This is a genomic window from Flavobacterium sp. EDS, assembly GCF_020991525.1.
Classification (GTDB): Bacteria; Bacteroidota; Bacteroidia; order Flavobacteriales; family Flavobacteriaceae; genus Flavobacterium.
On sequence record NZ_JAJMOZ010000001.1, the window covers coordinates 1 to 20,793 of the forward strand.

The following is a 20,793-nucleotide window of genomic DNA, read 5'->3' on the forward strand; positions in this document are numbered from 1 at the left end:
TAACAGAAACTACAGCATCAATTAATGGAAATACTGGAGGAATTACACGATCATTGACATTTAACGATACATTAAATGGAGCTTTTGTTGTAATCGGAACAAACTCAGGAGACGTAATTTTAACAGTAGTGAAAGTACCAACAGGATTGACATTGAATCCTGACGGGACAGTAACAGTTGCTCCAAACACACCAGCAGGGAATTATAATGTTGAGTACAGAATATGTGAAGTAACGAATCCATCAAACTGTAGCACTGTAACTTCAGTAGTTGTAGTAGGTGCAGCAGTAATTGACGCAACAGATGATAATGTAATTTTTGCGGATGGTATTAATGGATCATTAGAGGTAATCAATGTATTAGATAATGATATGTTGAATGGTATTAAAATTACTAACCCAGCGATTGTTACTTTGAAAGATTTAACAAATATACCAGGAATTACATTAAATGAAGACGGAACTATAGATGTAGCACCAAACACAGCAGGAGGAGTTTATGTACTTACATATCAAATTTGTGACGCTATAAATAGATTAAGTTGTGTTACGGCTAAAGTTACAATCTTTGTAGAAGTACCATCGATTGCAGTTGTTAAAACAGCAGTGTTTAATGATGAAAACAAAAGTGGTTATGCTAATGCAGGAGAAACAATAACATATAAATTCAAAATTACAAATACAGGAAATACACCTCTTTTCAATGTTATTATTGATGATCAACTTCCAGGACTTATTATGTTAGGAATGCCGATATCATTAGCGGTAAATGAAATAGACGAACATTCTTTTATCGGTACTTATGTTATTAAACAATCAGATATCAATGCTGGTAAAATAATTAACCAAGCAACAGTATTTGGAACAAGTGCAAATGGAATTACAGTTGAGGATAAATCAGATAATCTAAGTGAAGTAGATGATAATCCAACAGTTTCTCCAGTAGAAGGATGTGTAATTAAAGTATTTAATGCACTATCACCAAATGGAGATTCTGAAAACGATCGTTTCTATATCCAAGGTCTAGAGTGTTACCCAGATAATACTGTAGAGATATACAACCGTTGGGGAGTATTAGTTTTTGAGCGCGATGGATATAATAATGAGGATAGAGCTTTTAGAGGATTCTCAGAAGGACGTACAACAGTTCAAAAATCAGTTGGATTGCCAGTAGGAACATATTATTATATTCTAAAATATAAGGATAATGAATCTAATGCGCATCAAAAAGCAGGATATTTATACATCAATAAATAATAGTAAAAACAAATAGAAATGGCTTAGCTCTACAGAGCTAAGCCATTCTTTTAAAAAAAAGTAAATGAGAAAATTAGTTTTAGTTTTTATGTTTTTTTCAGCTGTGGGATATGCGCAACAAGATGCACAGTTCACGCAATATATGTACAATACCATCAATATAAATCCAGCTTATGCAGGTTCAAGAGGCGCAATGAGTATCTTCGGACTTTATCGTACACAATGGGTTGGACTAGATGGAGCACCTGAAACGAGTAGTTTTTCATTAAATACGCCACTAAATAACAGTAATTTAGGATTAGGAGTTTCGCTTGTAAATGATAAAATAGGCCCAACAAACGAGAATACTCTATCGGCTGATTTATCTTATACAGTACCAACTTCTGAAACTTTTAAGCTGTCTTTTGGGATAAAAGCAACCGCTAATTTATTCAATTTAGATATCAATAAATTAAATCCAGAAATTCAAGGCGACCCACAATTTCAAAACTTAAATAGTAAATTCACACCCAATGTGGGAGCTGGTGTATATTGGCATTCTGATAAAGCATATATAGGATTATCAGTGCCAAACTTTATCGAAACGAACCGATATAGTGAAAAGGATAAAGAAGTAGCAATTTTTAAAGATAAAATAAATTACTATTTAATAGCTGGGTACGTATTCGATTTAGATCCTTACATCAAGTTTAAACCGGCGATACTTACGAAAATGGTCGAAGGATCTCCATTACAAGTAGACCTTTCTGCAAACTTTATGTTTAATGATAAATTTGTTGTAGGAGCAGCCTATAGATGGAGTGCTGCATTGAGTGCTATGGTAGGATTTCAGGTTAGCGATGGATTATATATAGGATACGCATATGACCGTGAAACGACTAGATTGAATAATTATAATTCAGGATCTCACGAGATATTCTTACGATTTGAATTCTTTAATAATTACAGCCGAATAACTTCACCAAGATTCTTCTAAATCTCCTAAAGATGAAAATTAAATATACAATTTATACTATTTTTTTAGTTCTGATTGCATTAAGAGCAAATGCACAAGCTGGAGTAGAGAAGAAAGCAGATAAAGACTATGCTCAATATGCATATGTCGATGCAATTGCAACTTATGAAAGAGTAGCAGAAAAAGGATATAAAGACGAGAAAATGTTCCAAAAATTAGGGAACGCCTACTATTTTAATGGCGAGCTAATAAAAGCAGCGAAATGGTATGATGCGCTCTTTGCCATGAATGAAGAGCAGGAACCAGAATATTACTATCGTTATGCGCAAACTTTAAAAGCTACGGGAGATTATGCTAAAGCAGATAAAATTTTAGAAGCTTTCAATAAAAAAACGGATACAGATAAAAGAGGGATATTGTTTGAAAAAAACAAGAACTATCTCGAACAAATAAAAGCTAATTCAGGACGCTTTGAAATAGCTGATGCTGGAATTAATTCAACACAAACAGATTACGGAAGTGCTTATTATGATAATAAAATCGTATTTGCATCGGCAAGAGATACTGGAGGTGTAGTTAGAAATACATTTAAATGGACTAATAAAACCTTTACAAACCTTTATTCGGCAGAATTAAAAGCAGATGGAACAGTTGGAAAACCAGAACGATTTGAAAAGAAAATAAATTCTAAATTCAATGAATCTACACCAGTTTTTACAAAAGATGGAAAAACAATGTACTTTACAAGAAACAATTTTCTAGATGGTAAAAGAGGGAGAGATGAACAAAAGATTACGCTTTTAAAACTCTATAAAGCTGATTTTACTAATGGTAAATGGACAAATGTAACAGAATTACCATTCAATAGTAATCAATATAGTACAGCACATCCAGCATTAAGTAAAGATGAAAAAACATTATATTTTGCATCAGATATGCCAGGAACCCTTGGTCAATCTGATTTATATAGTGTAGTTATTAATCCTGACGGAAGTTTTGGTAAACCACAAAATTTAGGAGCAGCAATTAATACAGAAGGAAGAGAAACTTTTCCGTTTGTATCCTCAGACAACGAATTGTATTTTGCTAGCGATGGGCGTCCAGGTTTGGGAGGACTTGATGTGTTTGTGTCTAAAATAAATAGTGACGGAACCTTCTCAGCTGTTCAAAATCTAGGAGCACCAATAAATAGCCAACAAGACGACTTTGCATTCATAATTAACAGCGAAAAAAGAAATGGATTTTTCTCGTCTAATAGAGAAGGAGGAATTGGAAACGATGATATCTACCGATTTACTGAAATCAAAAAAATACTTTGCGAACAATTATTAAAAGGTACAGTTGTCGATTTAGAAACTAATAAGATAATAGAAAATTCTAAAGTACTATTGTTAGACGAACAATTTAAAACTATTGGAGAAGTTATAACTGCAACAGATGGTAGTTATAAATTTAATGTTGATTGTGGTAAAAGCTATCATGTAAGAGCGAGCAAACAAGATTATGAAACCAAAGAACTTTCAGTTACAATCAAAAATGAAACAGGAGTAACTAGTTTAATGATTCCTTTAGAGAAACGAATTAAGCCGATAGGAGTAGGAACAGATCTAGCTAAAACACTTGATATTCCAATTATTTATTTTGATCTAGATAAATCATTTATTCGTAAAGATGCAGCTTTTGAATTAGAGAAAATCTTAGCTGTAATGAAGCAATATCCAAAGATGAAAATTGATGTTCGTTCACATACAGATAGCCGACAAACAGCAAAATATAATATTGCTTTATCAGACAGAAGGGCAAAATCTACTATACAATGGCTAGTCAAAAACGGTATTGCTCAGAATCGTGTAACAGGTAAAGGATATGGAGAGAGTCAGTTAGTAAATCACTGTTCAGATGGAGTTCCATGTACAGAAGCTGAACATCAGTTAAACAGACGAAGCGAATTTATTATCGTTTCAATGGAATAATATTGTAGTACATCTAATTGAATACCACATTTATAAATAATACCTTTTCTTAATCAAGAAAAGGTATTATTTGTTTTAGATTAATCCATTTTCAATAAAGAAATATTTAACAAATGTGATATAAAAATAAGATAAACGCTTTGTTTTGCTGGTTTTTATGATGAATTGAATGGATTTTTGAGTCAAATTTAAAATTAATGTTATTTGTAAGTTGTTTTTCTTTAAATTTATAGTTCTTAAAATTATCAGATATGACTGTAAATCAAATACTAAGCACGAAAGGAAAAGAAGTTTATTCAGTACTTTCATCGACCACCGTTTACGAAGCATTGAAAGTAATGGGTGAGAAAAACATTGGTGCCATCTTAGTTATAGATGGAACAGAGTTAAAAGGGATATTATCGGAGAGAGATTATGCACGAAAAATTGTGTTGAAAGACAAATCTTCGAAAGAGACTTTTGTTCATGAAATTATGGAAAGTAATGTCATTACAATAAGTCTATCCGATAGTTTAGATTCGTGTATGGAATTAATGAGTAGTAAAAGAATTAGACATCTACCAGTAGTAGATAATGGTGTTGTGGTCGGAATTATATCTATAAGTGACGTTGTGAAATCAATAATAGAAATACAAAAAGACACCATTAATCATCTAAATTCTTATATATCACAGTAAAAAAACAAACTAAATGTAACAAAAAAATAACCCGATTAATTTCGGGTTATTTTTTTGTTGGTTATGATCAAATATCATTATTAAATAAAAGAACAGTAAAAAGCTTCCTTTTTAAACCAAGTCTTATATCTTTGTAAGCTAGAATAAAATCTAAAAACGATGAATAAAGATAGTAAAAGAAGCGAGGCGTTGTTGTATCATTCAAAGCCTACTCCAGGTAAAATTCAAGTAGTTCCAACCAAAAAATATGCAACTCAAAGAGATTTGTCTTTGGCATATTCACCAGGTGTTGCTGAACCATGTTTAGAAATTGCAAGAGATGTAAACGAAGTATATAAATACACTGCAAAAGGAAATCTTGTTGCTGTAATAACAAATGGAACCGCGGTTTTAGGTTTAGGCGATATAGGTCCTGAAGCATCAAAACCAGTAATGGAGGGGAAAGGATTGTTATTTAAAATATTTTCAGATATCGATGTTTTCGACATTGAGATTGGAACAAAAGATATTGAAGAATTCATTCAGACAGTAAAGAATATTGCTCCAACATTTGGAGGAATTAATCTAGAAGATATTAAGGCACCAGAATCTTTCGAAATAGAAAGAAGATTGGTTGAAGAACTTAATATTCCTGTAATGCATGATGATCAGCACGGAACTGCAATTATATCTTCTGCAGCTTTAATAAACGCGTTAGAGTTGGCTGATAAAAAAGCCGAAGATGTAAAAATGGTAGTTTCAGGAGCGGGATCAGCAGCTTTGGCTTGTGCTGATTTATATGTTCTATTAGGAGTAAAAATAGAGAATATTTTAATGTACAACAGTAAAGGGCTTTTAACAAAAAACAACCCTTCATTGTCTGCTTTACAATTAAAGTATGCTAAAGATATAGAGCCAATTGGTTTAGAAGAAGCTTTAAAAGGAGCAGATATTTTCCTTGGATTATCGTCAGGAGATATTATGACAGCAGATATGTTGTTAGGAATGGCTGAAAATCCTATTGTTTTTGCAATGGCAAATCCTAATCCAGAAATTGATTATAACCTAGCTGTTGCAACTCGTAAGGATGTTATTATGGCTACGGGTCGTTCAGATTATCCTAATCAAGTAAATAATGTATTAGGGTTTCCTTATATTTTTAGAGGAGCTTTGGATGTAAGAGCTACTAAAATTAACGAAGCAATGAAAATGGCAGCCGTTAGAGCACTAGCTTCATTGGCAAAAGAATCAGTTCCAGAGCAAGTAAATGTTGCTTATGGAGCAACCAAATTAGGATTTGGAAGAGAGTATATAATCCCGAAACCATTTGATCCAAGATTAATTACTATAGTTGCACCAGCAGTAGCCAAAGCAGCAATGGAGTCAGGAGTAGCTTTAAACCCAATAACAGATTGGGAAAAATATGAAGAAGAACTTTTGGCGCGTTTAGGGAATGATAATAAAATGGTTCGTTTGATTACAAATAGAGCAAAAATGGATCCAAAAAGAATCGTTTTTGCAGAAGCAGACCATTTAAATGTATTAAAAGCTGCTCAAATTGTACACGAAGAAGGTATCGGTTTTCCTATATTATTAGGAAATAAAGAAATCATTCTAGAGCTTAAAGAAGAACTTGGTTTTGATGCAGATGTAGAAATTATTGATCCAAAAACAAAAGATCAAGAAGAAAGAAGAAATCAATTTGCAGCATCTTATTGGTCAACAAGAGAGAGACGCGGGATATCTTTACTAGATGCTCAGAAATTAATGCGCGAAAGAAACTATTTTGCTGCAATGATGGTTAATGAAGGAGAAGCGGATGCATTAGTAACTGGACACTCAAGAAGTTATCCGTCGGTTGTAAAACCAATGTTGCAAATTATAGAAAAAGCGCCAGGAGCTTCACTTGTTGCAACTGCAAATATGATGATGACAAGCAGAGGACCAATGTTCTTATCAGATACTGCAATTAATATCAATCCATCAGCAGATGATTTGGCTAAAATTGCTGTTATGACTGCAAAAACTGCAAAAATGTTTGGTGTAGAACCAGTAATCGCAATGGTTTCATATTCTAATTTCGGATCTTCAACAAATCCAGGAGCATCAAAAGTGAGAGAAGCAGTGGCTTATTTGCATAAAAATCATCCTGAATTAGTTATCGATGGAGAAATTCAAGCAGATTTTGCTTTGAATCCAGAATTACTTCAAGAAAAATTCCCTTTCTCTAAATTAGCTGGAAAAAAAGTAAATACACTTATTTTTCCTAATTTAGAATCGGCAAACATTACTTATAAATTATTGAAAGAGTTGAATAAAGTAGATTCAATAGGGCCAATAATGTTAGGAATGGGCAAGCCAGTTCATATTTTCCAATTAGGAGCAAGTGTAGAAGAGATGGTAAATATGTCTGCTATTGCAGTTATAGATGCTCAAGAAAAGCAGATTAAAAAGAATAATTTAACAAAATAACATGATGTAAATAAGTATTGTTTTTAGTTGTCGTATTTTTACTTCAAATTTTGTTATATTTGGCAATTATTAACATTATATTATGATTACACATTTGCAAGGAAAATTGGTAGAAAAAACCCCTACCGAAGTTGTTATTGATTGCGGGGGAGTTGGGTATCACGTAAATATATCCTTGCATACCTATTCTTTAATTCCAAATAATGATCTTATAAAATTGTATACGCATCTTCAAATCAAAGAAGATGCGCATACATTATTTGGTTTTGTAGAGAAATCTGAAAGAGAAATTTTCAGAATGTTACTATCCGTTTCAGGAATTGGAGCAAATATTGCCAGAACAATGCTGTCTTCATTAGATCCGAAACAAATAATTAATGCAATAGCATCCGGAGATGTCGGTGTAATTCAATCAATAAAAGGTATTGGGAATAAAACAGCCCAACGAGTAATCCTTGATTTGAAAGAAAAAATTGTTAAATTGTACGATTTAGATGAAGTTTCGATGCTTCAAAACAATACAAACAGAGATGAAGCGTTATCTGCTTTAGAAGTTTTAGGATTTGTTAGAAAAACATCTGAAAAAGTGATTGAGAAAATCATTAAAGAAGATCCTGAGGCAACTGTCGAGTCATTAATTAAGAAGGCTTTAAAAAGTTTATAAAAACGTACATAAAAACATTCAGGATATATGCATAAAATTTGTATTTCTTTACTGGTTTTATTTTGTGGGTTTGTATCGAATGCTCAGGTAAAAGAAGAGACTCAAGATACAACGAAAACAGGGTATTCTGTTGGTAAAATACAAATAAAAGATCCGCAAAGCATTCTTTCGGCATATACCTATGATCCTATAACTGATCGTTACATTTATACTAATACAGTAGATGGATTTTCGATTAATTACCCTATTATTTTAACGCCAGAAGAGTATGAAAGATTAATCTTAAAAGAATCTCGTAGAGAATATTTTAAGAAAAAAGTAGACGCTATTGATGGTAAAAAAGATGGAGCCGAAGATGCTAAAAAAGATTTGCTTCCTAGATATTATATTAAGTCAGGACTTTTCGAATCTATTTTTGGAAGTAATACTATTGACGTAAAACCAACTGGTTCTGTTGAAATAGATTTAGGAGCTCGCTACACCAAACAAGACAATCCATCTTTTTCTCCTAGAAATAGGTCAAATCTTTCTTTCGATTTTGATCAGCGTATTAGTATGAGTCTACAAGGAAAAGTAGGGACGCGATTAAATGTAAATGCTAATTACGATACGCAATCTACATTTGCTTTTCAAAATTTAATAAAGTTAGAATACACTCCATCCGAAGACGATATCATTCAGAAAATTGAAGTTGGTAATGTAAGTATGCCACTTAATAGTACTTTAATTAGGGGAGCACAAAGTTTATTTGGAGTAAAAGCTCAATTGCAATTTGGAAAAACCACGATTACAGGTGTTTTCTCAGAACAAAAATCTCAAGCTAAAAGCGTTGTAGCCGAAGGTGGAGGAACTGTTCAGAATTTTGATTTGTATGCCTTAAACTATGATAATGACAGACACTTTTTCTTATCTCAATATTTTAGAAATAAGTACGATTCAGCATTAAGAAAATACCCTTTTATCGATAGTCGTGTTCAAATAACGCGATTAGAGGTTTGGGTAACTAATAAACAAAATCGAGTTAGTACAACCAATAATAATTTAAGAAATATTATTGCACTGCAGGATTTGGGAGAAGCACAATTAGCAGGAATTCCAGATAATGAAGTTGTAGTTTTAAACCCTTCAGCAGGGATTTTTCTTAAACAAATAGGTTCACCATCAGACAATGGGAACAATAAATATGATCCTAAATTGATTTCTGTAGGATCAGGTTTATTGAATAATAAAATACGAGAAATTGTTACTTCAAATTCAGGGTTTAATACTACAGTAAATGAAGGGCAGGATTATTCAAAATTAGAAAATGCAAGAAAGTTAAATTCTAATGAATATACTTTTAATGCACAATTAGGATATGTATCGTTGCAACAACGATTGGCAAATGATGAAGTTCTGGCGGTAGCTTATGAGTACACAATGGGAGATCAAGTGTATCAGGTTGGAGAATTTGGAAACGATGGTGTAGACGCTACATTAGTAACAGGAAATAATCCTTCAAATCAAGCAATCATAACACAAAGTTTGATATTGAAGATGCTGAAGAGTAACTTGACTAATGTTAAAAATCCAGTTTGGAACTTGATGATGAAAAACATCTATCAAATTCCTGGGGCATACCAAATAAAACAGGAAGATTTTAGATTTAATATACTATATACAGATCCATCTCCTATAAATTATATTACACCAGTAAATAGTTCAACGCCATTTCCTCCAAATCCTACTCCAGATATGAGAGTAACCGATACGCCTTTGCTTAAGGTATTTGATTTGGATAAATTAAATTATAATAATGATCCTCAAGTAGGGGGTGATGGTTTTTTTGATTTCATACCAGGAATAACAATAGACGCCCAAAATGGTAGAATTATATTTACGACTAAGGAACCTTTTGGAGAACGACTATTTACTAAATTATCAAATAACGCAGGTGAAGATTATCGTAATACAAGTACATATAATCCAAATCAGAGTAAATATGTATTCCGTAATATGTATTCCAATACACAATCGGGAGCTTTACAAGATAGTGATAAAAACAAATTCTTATTAAGAGGTAAATATAAATCTACTGGAGGTGACGGGATTCCTATTGGAGCTTTTAATGTTCCTCAAGGATCAGTTGTTGTTACTGCCGCAGGTCGTGTTTTGGTTGAAGGAATTGATTATAGTGTAAATTATCAGTTAGGAAGAGTTCAAATTTTGGATCCTTCACTCCAAGCATCAAATACACCAATTGAAATTTCATTAGAGAATAATTCTATTTTCGGACAACAAACCCGAAGATTTATGGGAGTAGATATACAACATAAAATTTCTGAAAATTTTACTGTTGGAGGTACTTTCTTGCAAATGACAGAGAAACCGTTTACACAAAAATCAAGTTACGGACAAGAATCTGTAAATAACATGATTTATGGTTTCAATACAAATTTCTCCACAGAAGTTCCTTTCTTTACCCGATTGGTAAATAAATTGCCATTTATGGATACTGATGTACCTTCTAATCTTTCGATAAGAGGAGAGGTAGCTTTCTTAAAACCAGGAACTCCAAAAGCAGATAATTTTGAAGGAGAATCAACGATTTATGTAGATGATTTCGAAGGGTCGCAATCTACTATCGACATGCGTTCGGCTTATGCGTGGAGCTTGGCATCAACACCAGAAGAGAATAGCTTAAGTACGTATAATTTTAATGCAAAAAATAATGATTTAAGTTACGGTTTTAAAAGAGCAAAACTGTCATGGTATACTATTGATCCAATTTTTTATGCGTCAAAACCTTCTGGAATTTCTAATGATGATTTATCATTAAATACGACTCGTAGAATTTATAGTGAAGAGTTGTATCCATTAACAGATATAGCACAAGGACAATCTCAAGTGGTGAATACGTTAGATTTAACCTATTATCCATCAGAAAGAGGGCCATATAATAATGATCTAAATTATGCATTAAATCCAAAAGATAATTTTGGGGGGATAATGCGTGCTTTGAGTTCAACAGATTTTGAACAAGGAAATGTCGAGTATATCCAATTCTGGGTATTAGACCCATTTGTGGGTGCAGGTAAGACAGATCAAAGTAATACAGGTAAGGTTTATTTTAACTTAGGTGAAATTTCTGAAGATATCTTAAAAGATGGCAGAAAACAATATGAAAACGGTTTAGGGCCAAATCAGATATTAGCAAAGCCACAACCTATATGGGGAGATGTTCCGGCATCGCAATCTTTAATTTATGCATTTGATAATAACTCTTCTAACAGAGCGAATCAAGATGTGGGTTTAGATGGTTTACCAAATGCTAAAGAAGGAACTATTTATAATAATTTTGCTTCAGAAGCAGATCCAGCAGCAGATGATTATAGATATTATTTAAATACCACAGGAGGCGTTCTAGATCGTTATAAAAATTATAATGGATTAGAAGGAAACTCAGCAGTAGATATAAATGATGCCAATAGAGCTTCGACGACACTTCCGGATGTAGAAGATATCAATAGGGATAACACTATGAATACGATTAATGCCTATTATGAGTATAGCATAGATGTTAAGCCAAATATGAAAGAAGGGCAAAATTTTGTTACAGATATAAGAAATACGCAAGTAACAATGGCAAACGGATCAGTTACTGAAGCCAGATGGATACAGTTTAAAATTCCGGTATCACAGCCTCAAAATACAATAGGTACTATATCAGATTTTAGATCAATTCGTTTCATGAGAATGTTTATGACTGGATTTGAAAGCGATGTTACAGTTCGTTTTGGAGCATTAGACTTAGTAAGAGGTGAGTGGAGAAGATATACAAACACATTAGACCCAACAGATGTTAATGTAGATGATGACAATACTACTTTTGATGTTGCGGCAGTAAATATTGAAGAGAATGGTGCTAGATGTCCAGTGAACTATGTTTCGCCTCCAGGAGTAGCACGTGAACAATTGTATAATAATAATACTATCATCAATCAAAATGAGCAGGCATTAGCATTGCGAGTTTCAGGAGGTGGATTGCAACCAAAAGATGCTAGAGCTGTATTTAAAAATGTAAGTGTTGATATGCGTCAATACAACAGATTAAAAATGTTTTTGCATGCGGAGTCATTGCCAGATGAAATAGTATTAAGAGATGGGCAAATGGTAGGTTTTATCCGTTTTGGAAATGACTTTACACAAAATTTTTACCAAATTGAGATTCCTTTAAAGGTAACAATTCCAACTTCTTTGTCAGGTTCAGGTTCAGATTGTTCCCCTTTAAGCCCTGAAGTTGTTTGGCCAGCAGAAAATAATATTGATTTAGACCTGTCGCTATTAACGAAGATGAAAATTGCAGCAATGAAAATTGATCCTAATACGCTTCCGTTAGACGGAATTTATTATCCAGATGATGATATATTAAATACGGGTGGAGATGGAGACAATAATATGCGATTGGGTATAAAAGGAAATCCTAATTTTGGATTAGTTAGGAATTTAATGGTAGGTGTTAAAAATGCCGAGCTACACCAAAATGTTAAAGGAGAAGTGTGGTTTAATGAGTTGCGCCTTGCTGGAATGGATAATAAAGGAGGTATGGCAGCAATATTAAATATTGATACTAATTTTGCTGATTTTGCAACTGTTTCTGCAACAGGTCGAAAAAGCACTATAGGATTTGGCTCTCTAGAACAAGGACCAAATGAAAGAAGCAGAGAAGATATACAACAATATAATATTGTAACTAATTTAAATTTAGGGAAATTATTGCCACCAAAGTGGGGAATTAACCTGCCTTTTAATTATGCAGTAGGAGAAGAAACAATTACGCCAGAGTACGATCCGTTTAATGAAGATATTAAGCTAAAACAATTGTTGGATGTAACTAGTAATTCAGCCGAAAGAGAAAATATAAAAAATCGCGCTATAGATTATACAAAGCGTAGAAGTATCAATTTTATAGGAGTTAGAAAAGACAGAGCGCCAGAGCAAAAACAACATATTTACGATCCCGAAAACTTTACGTTTTCACAATCGTACAATGAGGTAGAGCGTCACGATTATGAGATAAAAAGTTATGAAGATAAACAATCGAGTACAACTGTAAATTATGCATACAGTTTTCAGCCAAAAACAGTTGAGCCATTCAAGAAAACTAAATATTTTAAGAAAAGTGATTATTGGAAAATGTTGAGTGATTTCAATTTTAATTATTTACCATCAAACATCACGTTCAATACTAATATTATAAGACAATACAACCGCCAGGAGTTTAGACAAGTTGAGAATGTTGAGGGTCTTGGATTGGATCCTATGTACAGAAGAAATTTTGCTTTTAACTATCAGTATGGATTTAATTTTAACCTTACAAAATCATTAAAGATAAATTATACAGCATCATCAAATAATATTGTTAAAAATTATTTGAATGCTGATAATGAGCCTATCGATAGCTTTAGTATTTGGGATAGTTACTGGGATATTGGTACGCCAAATCAGCATATGCAACAATTGGTTTTAAACTATGAAATTCCGTTATATAAAATACCAGTATTAGGATTTTTAAAAGCGAGTTATTCTTATACTGGAGATTATTCTTGGCAACGCACATCAGAGGCATTATCAACTTTTGAAGATGATAAAGGAGGGGTGTATGATTTAGGAAATACAGTTCAAAACGCAAATTCGAATACATTTACTGCAGCGATGAATATGAATACGCTTTATAAGTATTTGGGACTTACAAAAGGAGGGGCCAAAATGACTAAAGTAAAGCCAACTGTGCCAAAGCCAGGAGAAAAAGTAGTAAATACAAATCAAGCATTAGCAAAAAATAGTATGTTTCAAGATGGTTTAATGGGGATCGTAACAAGTATAAAAAACATTCAGGTTAATTATACGGTTAATAGCGGAACTGTTTTACCAGGATATACACCAAGTGTTGGATTCTTAGGTTCGTCTCGACCATCATTAGGATTTATTTTTGGAAGTCAGGATGATGTGCGTTACGAGGCAGCTAAAAACGGATGGTTAACCAATTATCAGGATTTTAATCAGAACTTTTCACAGGTAACAAATAAGATGCTAAAAGCTACGGCCAATATTGATTTATTGCCAGATTTAAAAATTGATTTGAATTTTGATCGTTCTTATTCAGCTAATTTTTCAGAGCAATATGATGTTGATGCCACAGGACAGTATCATGCAAGATCGCCATACAATTATGGAATGTTTTCTATTTCGACAATTTTAATAAAGACTGCATTTTCTACTAGCAATGAAATTTCTTCATCTGCATTTGATGATTTTAGATCTAACCGTTTAGAAATTGCAAATCGTTTGGCCGAAAGTCATTATGGTTCTGGAGCTGAGATTCCGAGATATGGAGACGTAAATAATCCGATTCCTGTACTCCCGACTGATCCTAATTATGCTAAGAGAGATATTTATGTGTCAAACGAGGGTTATCCTATAGGGTATACAAAAAGTAATCAGGCAGTTTTACTTCCTTCATTCTTAGCTGCCTATTCAGGAAGTAGTGCATCAAGTAGTCCAACAGGTATTTTTAGGAATTTCCCACTTCCAAACTGGAGTATAAAGTATAATGGGTTGATGCGTTACCGATACTTTAAAGAAAACTTTAAACGTTTTTCATTACAACATAATTATAGAGCATCTTATACAATTAATCAGTATCGTTCTAATTTTAAATATGACCAAAATGTAGGGAAACAAGACCCAGATAACGATAACTTTTATAATGCAACAATCATGTCTAATGTGAACTTAGTGGAACAATTTAGTCCACTAATCAGGATGGATTTTGAGTTAAAAAGTTCTTTGAAAGTGCTTACAGAAATTAAAAAAGATAGAGCATTGTCAATGAGTTTTGATAATAATTTATTGACAGAAGTTAAAGGGATGGAATATATAATAGGTCTTGGATATCGTATTAAAGATGTGATTTTTTCGTCGACATTGGCAGATAGTCCTACAGGAATAATAAAAAGTGATATCAATATAAAAGGAGATTTGTCGTATAGAAATAACCAAACGATGGTTCGTTACTTAGATTATGATAACAATCAACTAGCTGCAGGACAAAATATTTGGTCAGTAAAGATCACGGCAGATTATTCATTTAGTAAGAACTTAACGGCTATTTTTTATTACGATCATTCTTTCTCTAAAGCAGTTATTTCGACTTTATATCCTTTAACGAATATCCGATCAGGGTTTACCATTCGATATAATTTTGGAAATTAAATTTCAGATTCAGAAGAGAATTTGATTAGAAGATTATTACATTTGCCCTATTAGAATTCAATTATCAATTATCAATAAGTATTTATTATGAATATACCAACAAATTTAAAGTACACAAAGGATCACGAATGGGTTAGCATTGAAGGTGATGTTGCAACAGTAGGAATTACTCACTTTGCACAAAAGGAATTAGGAGACATCGTTTATGTTGAAGTAGAAACTTTAGATCAAACACTTGATAAAGATGAAGTTTTTGGAACAGTTGAAGCTGTAAAAACTGTTTCAGATTTGTTCTTGCCTTTGTCTGGAGAGATTATTGCTTTTAATGAAAACTTAGAAAGTGCTCCAGAAACAGTAAATTCTGATCCTTACGGAGACGGATGGATGATTAAAATTAAAATTTCAAATACATCAGAATTAGATTCTTTATTATCTGATGAGGCTTATAAAGAATTAATAGGTGCTTAAAAAAATAATTTTTTTATGTTTGGCTTTATTCTGGACAGGAGTTATCATTTTTCTCTGTTTAACCGAATCAAGTAATATACCGGTTGTAAGTATTCCTCACATAGATAAATTAGTTCATTTTTGTTTTTATTTTGGTTTTAATTTTCTTTGGTTTTTGTATTTTAAAAAAGAATTTAAGAATGTAGATGATTTCAGACCATTATTACTCGCTTTTGTTTTTTCAACTTTTTTTGGAATTACAATTGAGATTTTACAAAGTGAATATACTTTAACAAGAAGTGCAGATATGATGGATTTTTTAGCAAATTCATTAGGAGCAACATCCGCAATAATAGCAGTGCTACTGTTTAATAAAATAGTCACTAAAATAGTAAATTAAATAAAATCCCACTTCAGTGGGATTTTTTGTTTTTAGGCTTTATTGATTGTTAGTTATAAAGATTTTTGTTGTGTATAAACACGATTAAAAGTAGCTTTTAATTGGAGACTTGTCTCAATATAAAGCGTATTTTTGTTAATCAAGATTTAATGCAATTAATTTATTATTACTATGAATATTAGACAATACTTAGACTCAACATATTTAAAAACTGCTACTCAAGCAAATTTGAGCGAAGCCGAAAACACACAAATAGTTAAGAATATAATTATAGAAGCAATAGCAGAACAATTTAAATTAATAATGATTCGTCCTGACAAAGTAAGTTTAGCTAAACAAATAATTTCTGAGGCTAAATCGAATCTTTTAATAGGTACTGTAATTGATTTTCCTGAAGGAAAATCAAGTCTAGAAGAAAAGCTTGCGGAAGCAAGTAAAGCAATACAAGACGGAGCAAATGAATTGGATTTTGTGTGTAATTATGAGGCATTCAAAAATGGAGAAATTGATTTAGTTAAAAACGAAATTTTGCAGTGTACATTATTAGGGCTAACTAATAATAAAGTTGTAAAATGGATTATCGAAGTTGCTGCACTCAATGATAAAGAAATTATACAATTATCAGTACTCATTAAAAATATAGTCATTCAGAATTTTGAAGAGAATGAATATTCTTCTGTTTTTGTAAAATCGTCGACAGGTTTTTATAAAACAGAAAACAACATGCCAAATGGCGCAACTATTCCATCAATTCTTATGATGCTTGAAAATGCTTCACCGTTGCCAGTAAAAGCCGCAGGCGGGGTAAGAACATATGAAGAAGCTGTAGAAATGATTAAGCTTGGTGTAAAACGTATAGGAACATCAAATGCTAAAGCAATAGCTGACAGAGAAATTTCGAAAAATGAGTACTAATTTCACAACGTAAAACTATATGAATAAAGGATCCTTAACTTTTTTTATAGCATTATTCTCTCTATTAGGTTTTTCTCAGGTAACAAATAGTATAAAGGTTAACTCTAATTTTCCTTCGGAGGAGTTTCCGATTTTTCCAACTTGTGAAAGTTCAAAGTCGAAAGCCTTAGAAAAATGTTTTTATGATCAAGTTCAGGATCTAGTATTTAATAATTTTCAAGTTCCACCAACTTTAAGACAGAATAATTATTCTGGAGATGTTAAGGTACTTTTTGAAGTTGATAAAAATGGTGAGTTCAAAGTAATTTATGTTAATGCAAATAATGATGAATTAGTTAAGGAAACCAAGCGTTTATTTGCTACACTCCCTAAAATCAAGCCTGCTACTTATAATGGGAGGGCTACGTATTCAAAATATACAATCGTAATTAATATACCATTAAAATCTACTGGTCAAATTTTGGAAGAGGCTCTCGCTAATGCTAAAATTATTAAACCTGCGGCTAAACCATTGACAGAGTTAGATAGCATTGTTTATAAAAAGTATACGAATCCTGAGTTTGAAAGCCAGTTAAATATTCCATTTTCTCATAGTTATTATGCTCAATTTGATGGCGCCTTGAATAAAGTAGGGAGTAATAATCATACAGGTTCAAAACCATATACTTATGCTGAAGTATCTAAGTATTATAATCTCAAAGCAGTAAATGAATCGCTTAAAAAGAATGTTTCAACTTGGTTTGGACGTAAACTTTTGAATGAAAGTTTAGTTGAAGTCGAGGGAGAAGGGTATTGGTTTACATTAAATGCTATAATGGACTTGCAATTAGGTAAGGATACAAAAAGTGATATTTCTCACACTTATGTAAATACCCGAGCATTAAATTTTAGAGGAGGATTGGGTAAGCAACTTAATTTTACTACAACTGTTTTTGAAAGTCAAGGAAGATTTGCAGATTATTATAATAGTTATGCGCAATCTATAAAGCCTTCAGGGGGTAATCCTGGGGTTGTTCCGGGAATTGGAATAGGTAAGGAGTTTAAAACAAATGGTTTTGATTTTCCTTCAGCCGAAGCAAATTTGACTTATACACCAAGTAAGTTTTTTAATTTTCAATTGGGCTATGGAAGAAATTTTATAGGAGACGGATATCGTTCTTTATTAGAAAGTGATGGGGCAAGTCCATATCCGTATTTTAAAATGAATACAACCTTTTGGAAGATAAAATATACAAATACGTATATGTTTCTTAAAGATATCCGACAAGAAGCAACAGTTGATAAAACATATGCCAGTAAATTCATGGCGAATCACTATTTAAGTTTGAATGTTACAAATAGACTAAACTTAGGCTTTTTCGAATCTGTAGTTTGGACCAATAGTAACGATAGGGGATTTGATGTGGCTTTCGCTAATCCAATTATTTTTTATAGATCAGTAGAATTTGCTTCCTCGGCTAAAAGTGGTAATGCTTTACTTGGTTTAACGGCAAAATACAAATGGAATGATCAAATAAATTTCTATGGGCAATTTCTTTTAGATGAATTCTCAGTTAGCGATATGAAAAGTGGAGAAAAAAGCTGGAAGAATAAATTTGGATATCAGTTAGGAGCTAAATATTATAATGCTTTTCAAATTCCAAATTTATTAGTGCAGTTAGAGTATAATCATGTGCGTCCATATGTATATTCGCATAGTGCAGTTATTACAAATTATGGGCATAATAATCAAAGTGTTGGACATCAGTGGGGTGGTAATTTCAGTGAGCTTATTGCAATAGCACGATATCATAAAGGAAGGTATTTTGCAGATGCAAAAATTACTACAGGTAAGAGAGGTTTGGATTTTGATAAAACAGAGGATTCATTTAACTATGGGGCGAATATCTATAAAAGCTATGATAGTAAAAGGCCTTATAATACTGGTGTGAAAGTTGGACAAGGAAATAAAACAGCAGTTTTTATTACTGATATACAGGCTGGGTATTTGGTAAATCCAGCAACTAATTTGAAATTATTCGGAAGTTTTATTTATAGAAGTTTCGATCCTACTAAAGACACTGAGGTTACTTTTAAGCAAAGTACAACTTGGTTTACTTTCGGATTAAGAGCAGATGTCTTTAATTGGTATTTTGATTATTGAAATATTTAGTAAGATTTTTTGCAAATGATTCGCTTTTATGGTGAATTTGAGGTGTATTTGATTGCTCTATTTAAAAAAATGTAATTTTATCATCCTAAATTCTGCAATCTAATTTGTACATTTGCACCAGTTTTGGAAAAACAAAAATAACAACGCATTGGACGCAACACAAAATTCACTTTCACTCAAATCTATATTTAATGATTTCAAAGAAATCACAAAAGCAGGACTCGCTGTTAGTGTTTTGTTTTCTTCAATAGCAGGTTATTTACTTGGTTTTGATGATAAACATCCTTTTCAATGGACCGTACTTCTAGTTTTAGCAATTGGAGGATATTGTATGGTAGGAGCTTCAAACGCTTTTAATCAAGTTATTGAGAAAGATTTGGATGCCTTAATGGATAGAACAAAGAATCGACCAGTTCCTTCTGGGAGAATGTCTTCAAGAGTAGCTTTGATTGTAGCAAGTTTACTAACAATTATAGGGTTAACTTTACTTTATACAATCAATCCTAAAACAGCAATGTTTGGTGCGATTTCTATATTTTTATATACCAGTGTTTATACACCTTTAAAAACGGTAACATCATTGTCGGTTTTTGTTGGGGCTTTTCCTGGCGCAATACCATTTATGTTAGGATGGGTTGCTGCTACAGGAGAATTTGGTATAGAAGCAGGGACACTTTTTTTAATTCAGTTTTTCTGGCAGTTTCCTCATTTTTGGGCTATTGGCTGGTTTTTATATGAGGATTATGAAAAAGCAGGGTTTTTTATGCTTCCTACAGGGAAAAAAGATAAAGGAACTGCATTACAGGTTATTTTATACACAGTATGGCTTATAGTGGCTTCACTTTTACCAGCTTTAGGATATACAGGTAAATTGTTTATTACACCAATAGCGGCGGTTTTAGTGTTTCTGTTGGGGATTTGGATGTTGATTTATGCAGTTCGTTTGTATAAGTTAAGAACAGCCAAGGCAGCAAGGACATTGATGTTGGTAAGTGTTTCTTATATCACCTTGTTACAGTTGATTTATATATTTGATAAATTTTTGAGATAATTATGGAAATGACAATGACAGCAGATGAATATAGAGCAAGGAGCGCTAAGTCATCTAAATTAATTTTATTGTTCGCAATGGTTAGTATGACCATGATGTTTGCAGGACTTACAAGTGCTTTTGTGGTTAGTAAGTCAAGAACCGATTGGTTGAAGGATTTTCAATTGCCACCAGCATTTTTTTATAGTACTTTGGTAATTATTGGGTGTAGTGTTACTTTTCACTTAGCCAAAAATGCAATGCAAAAGGATAATAGAAAAGCAACAACTAATTTACTTTTGACTACTTTAGTATTAGGAATCTTATTTGTGGTTTTACAATTTGTAGGTTTTGGACAAATAGTAGCAAATGGCTATTATTTTACAGGAGCTGAGAGTACAATAACTACAACTTTCTTGTATGTTGTAACGGTTACACACTTATTTCACTTAGCTGGAGGGATCATTTCTCTCTTAGTTATTATTTATAATCATTTTAAACAGAAATACAATTCGACTCAAACTCTTGGAATAGAACTAGGTGCAATGTACTGGCACTTTCTTGATTTCTTGTGGGTCTATTTATTTTTATTTTTATATTTCTTTAAATAAGAAAAAAA

At 32.4% G+C, this 20,793-nt stretch carries 13 protein-coding genes; all 13 read left to right on the forward strand.

The genetic code is table 11. From position 1 onward, the window contains the following. On the forward strand, window positions 1-1,256 hold a 1,256-nt coding region (locus LPB87_RS00005; RefSeq protein WP_230604249.1), incomplete at its 5' end, for a gliding motility-associated C-terminal domain-containing protein. A gap of 64 nt (window positions 1,257-1,320) precedes the next feature. Further along, a complete protein-coding gene (locus LPB87_RS00010; protein WP_129540825.1) occupies window positions 1,321-2,232 on the forward strand; it encodes a type IX secretion system membrane protein PorP/SprF in 912 nt (303 codons plus the stop codon). An 11-nt stretch (window positions 2,233-2,243) separates the two neighbouring features. Next, window positions 2,244-4,184 carry an OmpA family protein gene (locus LPB87_RS00015; protein ID WP_230604251.1) on the forward strand — a complete coding sequence of 647 codons (1,941 nt, stop codon included), beginning with the start codon at window positions 2,244-2,246 and terminating at the stop codon, window positions 4,182-4,184. A 251-nt stretch (window positions 4,185-4,435) separates the two neighbouring features. Continuing rightward, window positions 4,436-4,861: a CBS domain-containing protein gene (locus tag LPB87_RS00020; RefSeq protein ID WP_129540827.1), complete on the forward strand. Its 426-nt coding sequence runs from the start codon at window positions 4,436-4,438 to the stop codon at window positions 4,859-4,861. A gap of 159 nt (window positions 4,862-5,020) precedes the next feature. After that, window positions 5,021-7,312: an NADP-dependent malic enzyme gene (locus tag LPB87_RS00025; RefSeq protein WP_129540828.1), complete on the forward strand. Its 2,292-nt coding sequence runs from the start codon at window positions 5,021-5,023 to the stop codon at window positions 7,310-7,312. Window positions 7,313-7,394: 82 nt separating this feature from the next. Further along, the gene (gene ruvA, locus LPB87_RS00030) at window positions 7,395-7,976 is read left to right on the forward strand and encodes a Holliday junction branch migration protein RuvA (RefSeq protein ID WP_129540829.1); all 582 of its coding nucleotides are present in this window, start codon (window positions 7,395-7,397) and stop codon (window positions 7,974-7,976) included. 27 nt (window positions 7,977-8,003) lie between these two features. After that, entirely contained in the window at window positions 8,004-15,230 is a 7,227-nt protein-coding gene (gene sprA, locus LPB87_RS00035) for a cell surface protein SprA (RefSeq protein WP_230604255.1), read from the forward strand. 87 nt (window positions 15,231-15,317) lie between these two features. Then, window positions 15,318-15,698, forward strand: a complete 381-nt coding sequence (gene gcvH / locus LPB87_RS00040) for a glycine cleavage system protein GcvH (protein ID WP_129540831.1) — start codon at window positions 15,318-15,320, stop codon at window positions 15,696-15,698. A gap of 19 nt (window positions 15,699-15,717) precedes the next feature. Then, window positions 15,718-16,077 (forward strand): VanZ family protein, encoded by a 360-nt coding sequence (locus tag LPB87_RS00045; RefSeq protein ID WP_230604257.1) that lies wholly within the window; start codon window positions 15,718-15,720, stop codon window positions 16,075-16,077. A 171-nt stretch (window positions 16,078-16,248) separates the two neighbouring features. Further along, the gene (gene deoC, locus LPB87_RS00050; protein ID WP_230604259.1) at window positions 16,249-16,992 is read left to right on the forward strand and encodes a deoxyribose-phosphate aldolase; all 744 of its coding nucleotides are present in this window, start codon (window positions 16,249-16,251) and stop codon (window positions 16,990-16,992) included. Between the two features lie 19 nt (window positions 16,993-17,011). After that, window positions 17,012-19,135, forward strand: coding sequence for an energy transducer TonB (locus LPB87_RS00055; RefSeq protein ID WP_230604261.1), 2,124 nt, complete (start codon window positions 17,012-17,014; stop codon window positions 19,133-19,135). Between the two features lie 157 nt (window positions 19,136-19,292). After that, window positions 19,293-20,195, forward strand: a complete 903-nt coding sequence (gene cyoE / locus LPB87_RS00060) for a heme o synthase (RefSeq protein ID WP_129540834.1) — start codon at window positions 19,293-19,295, stop codon at window positions 20,193-20,195. A 2-nt stretch (window positions 20,196-20,197) separates the two neighbouring features. Beyond that, entirely contained in the window at window positions 20,198-20,785 is a 588-nt protein-coding gene (locus LPB87_RS00065) for a cytochrome c oxidase subunit 3 (protein ID WP_230604266.1), read from the forward strand. Window positions 20,786-20,793: the final 8 nt, after the last annotated feature.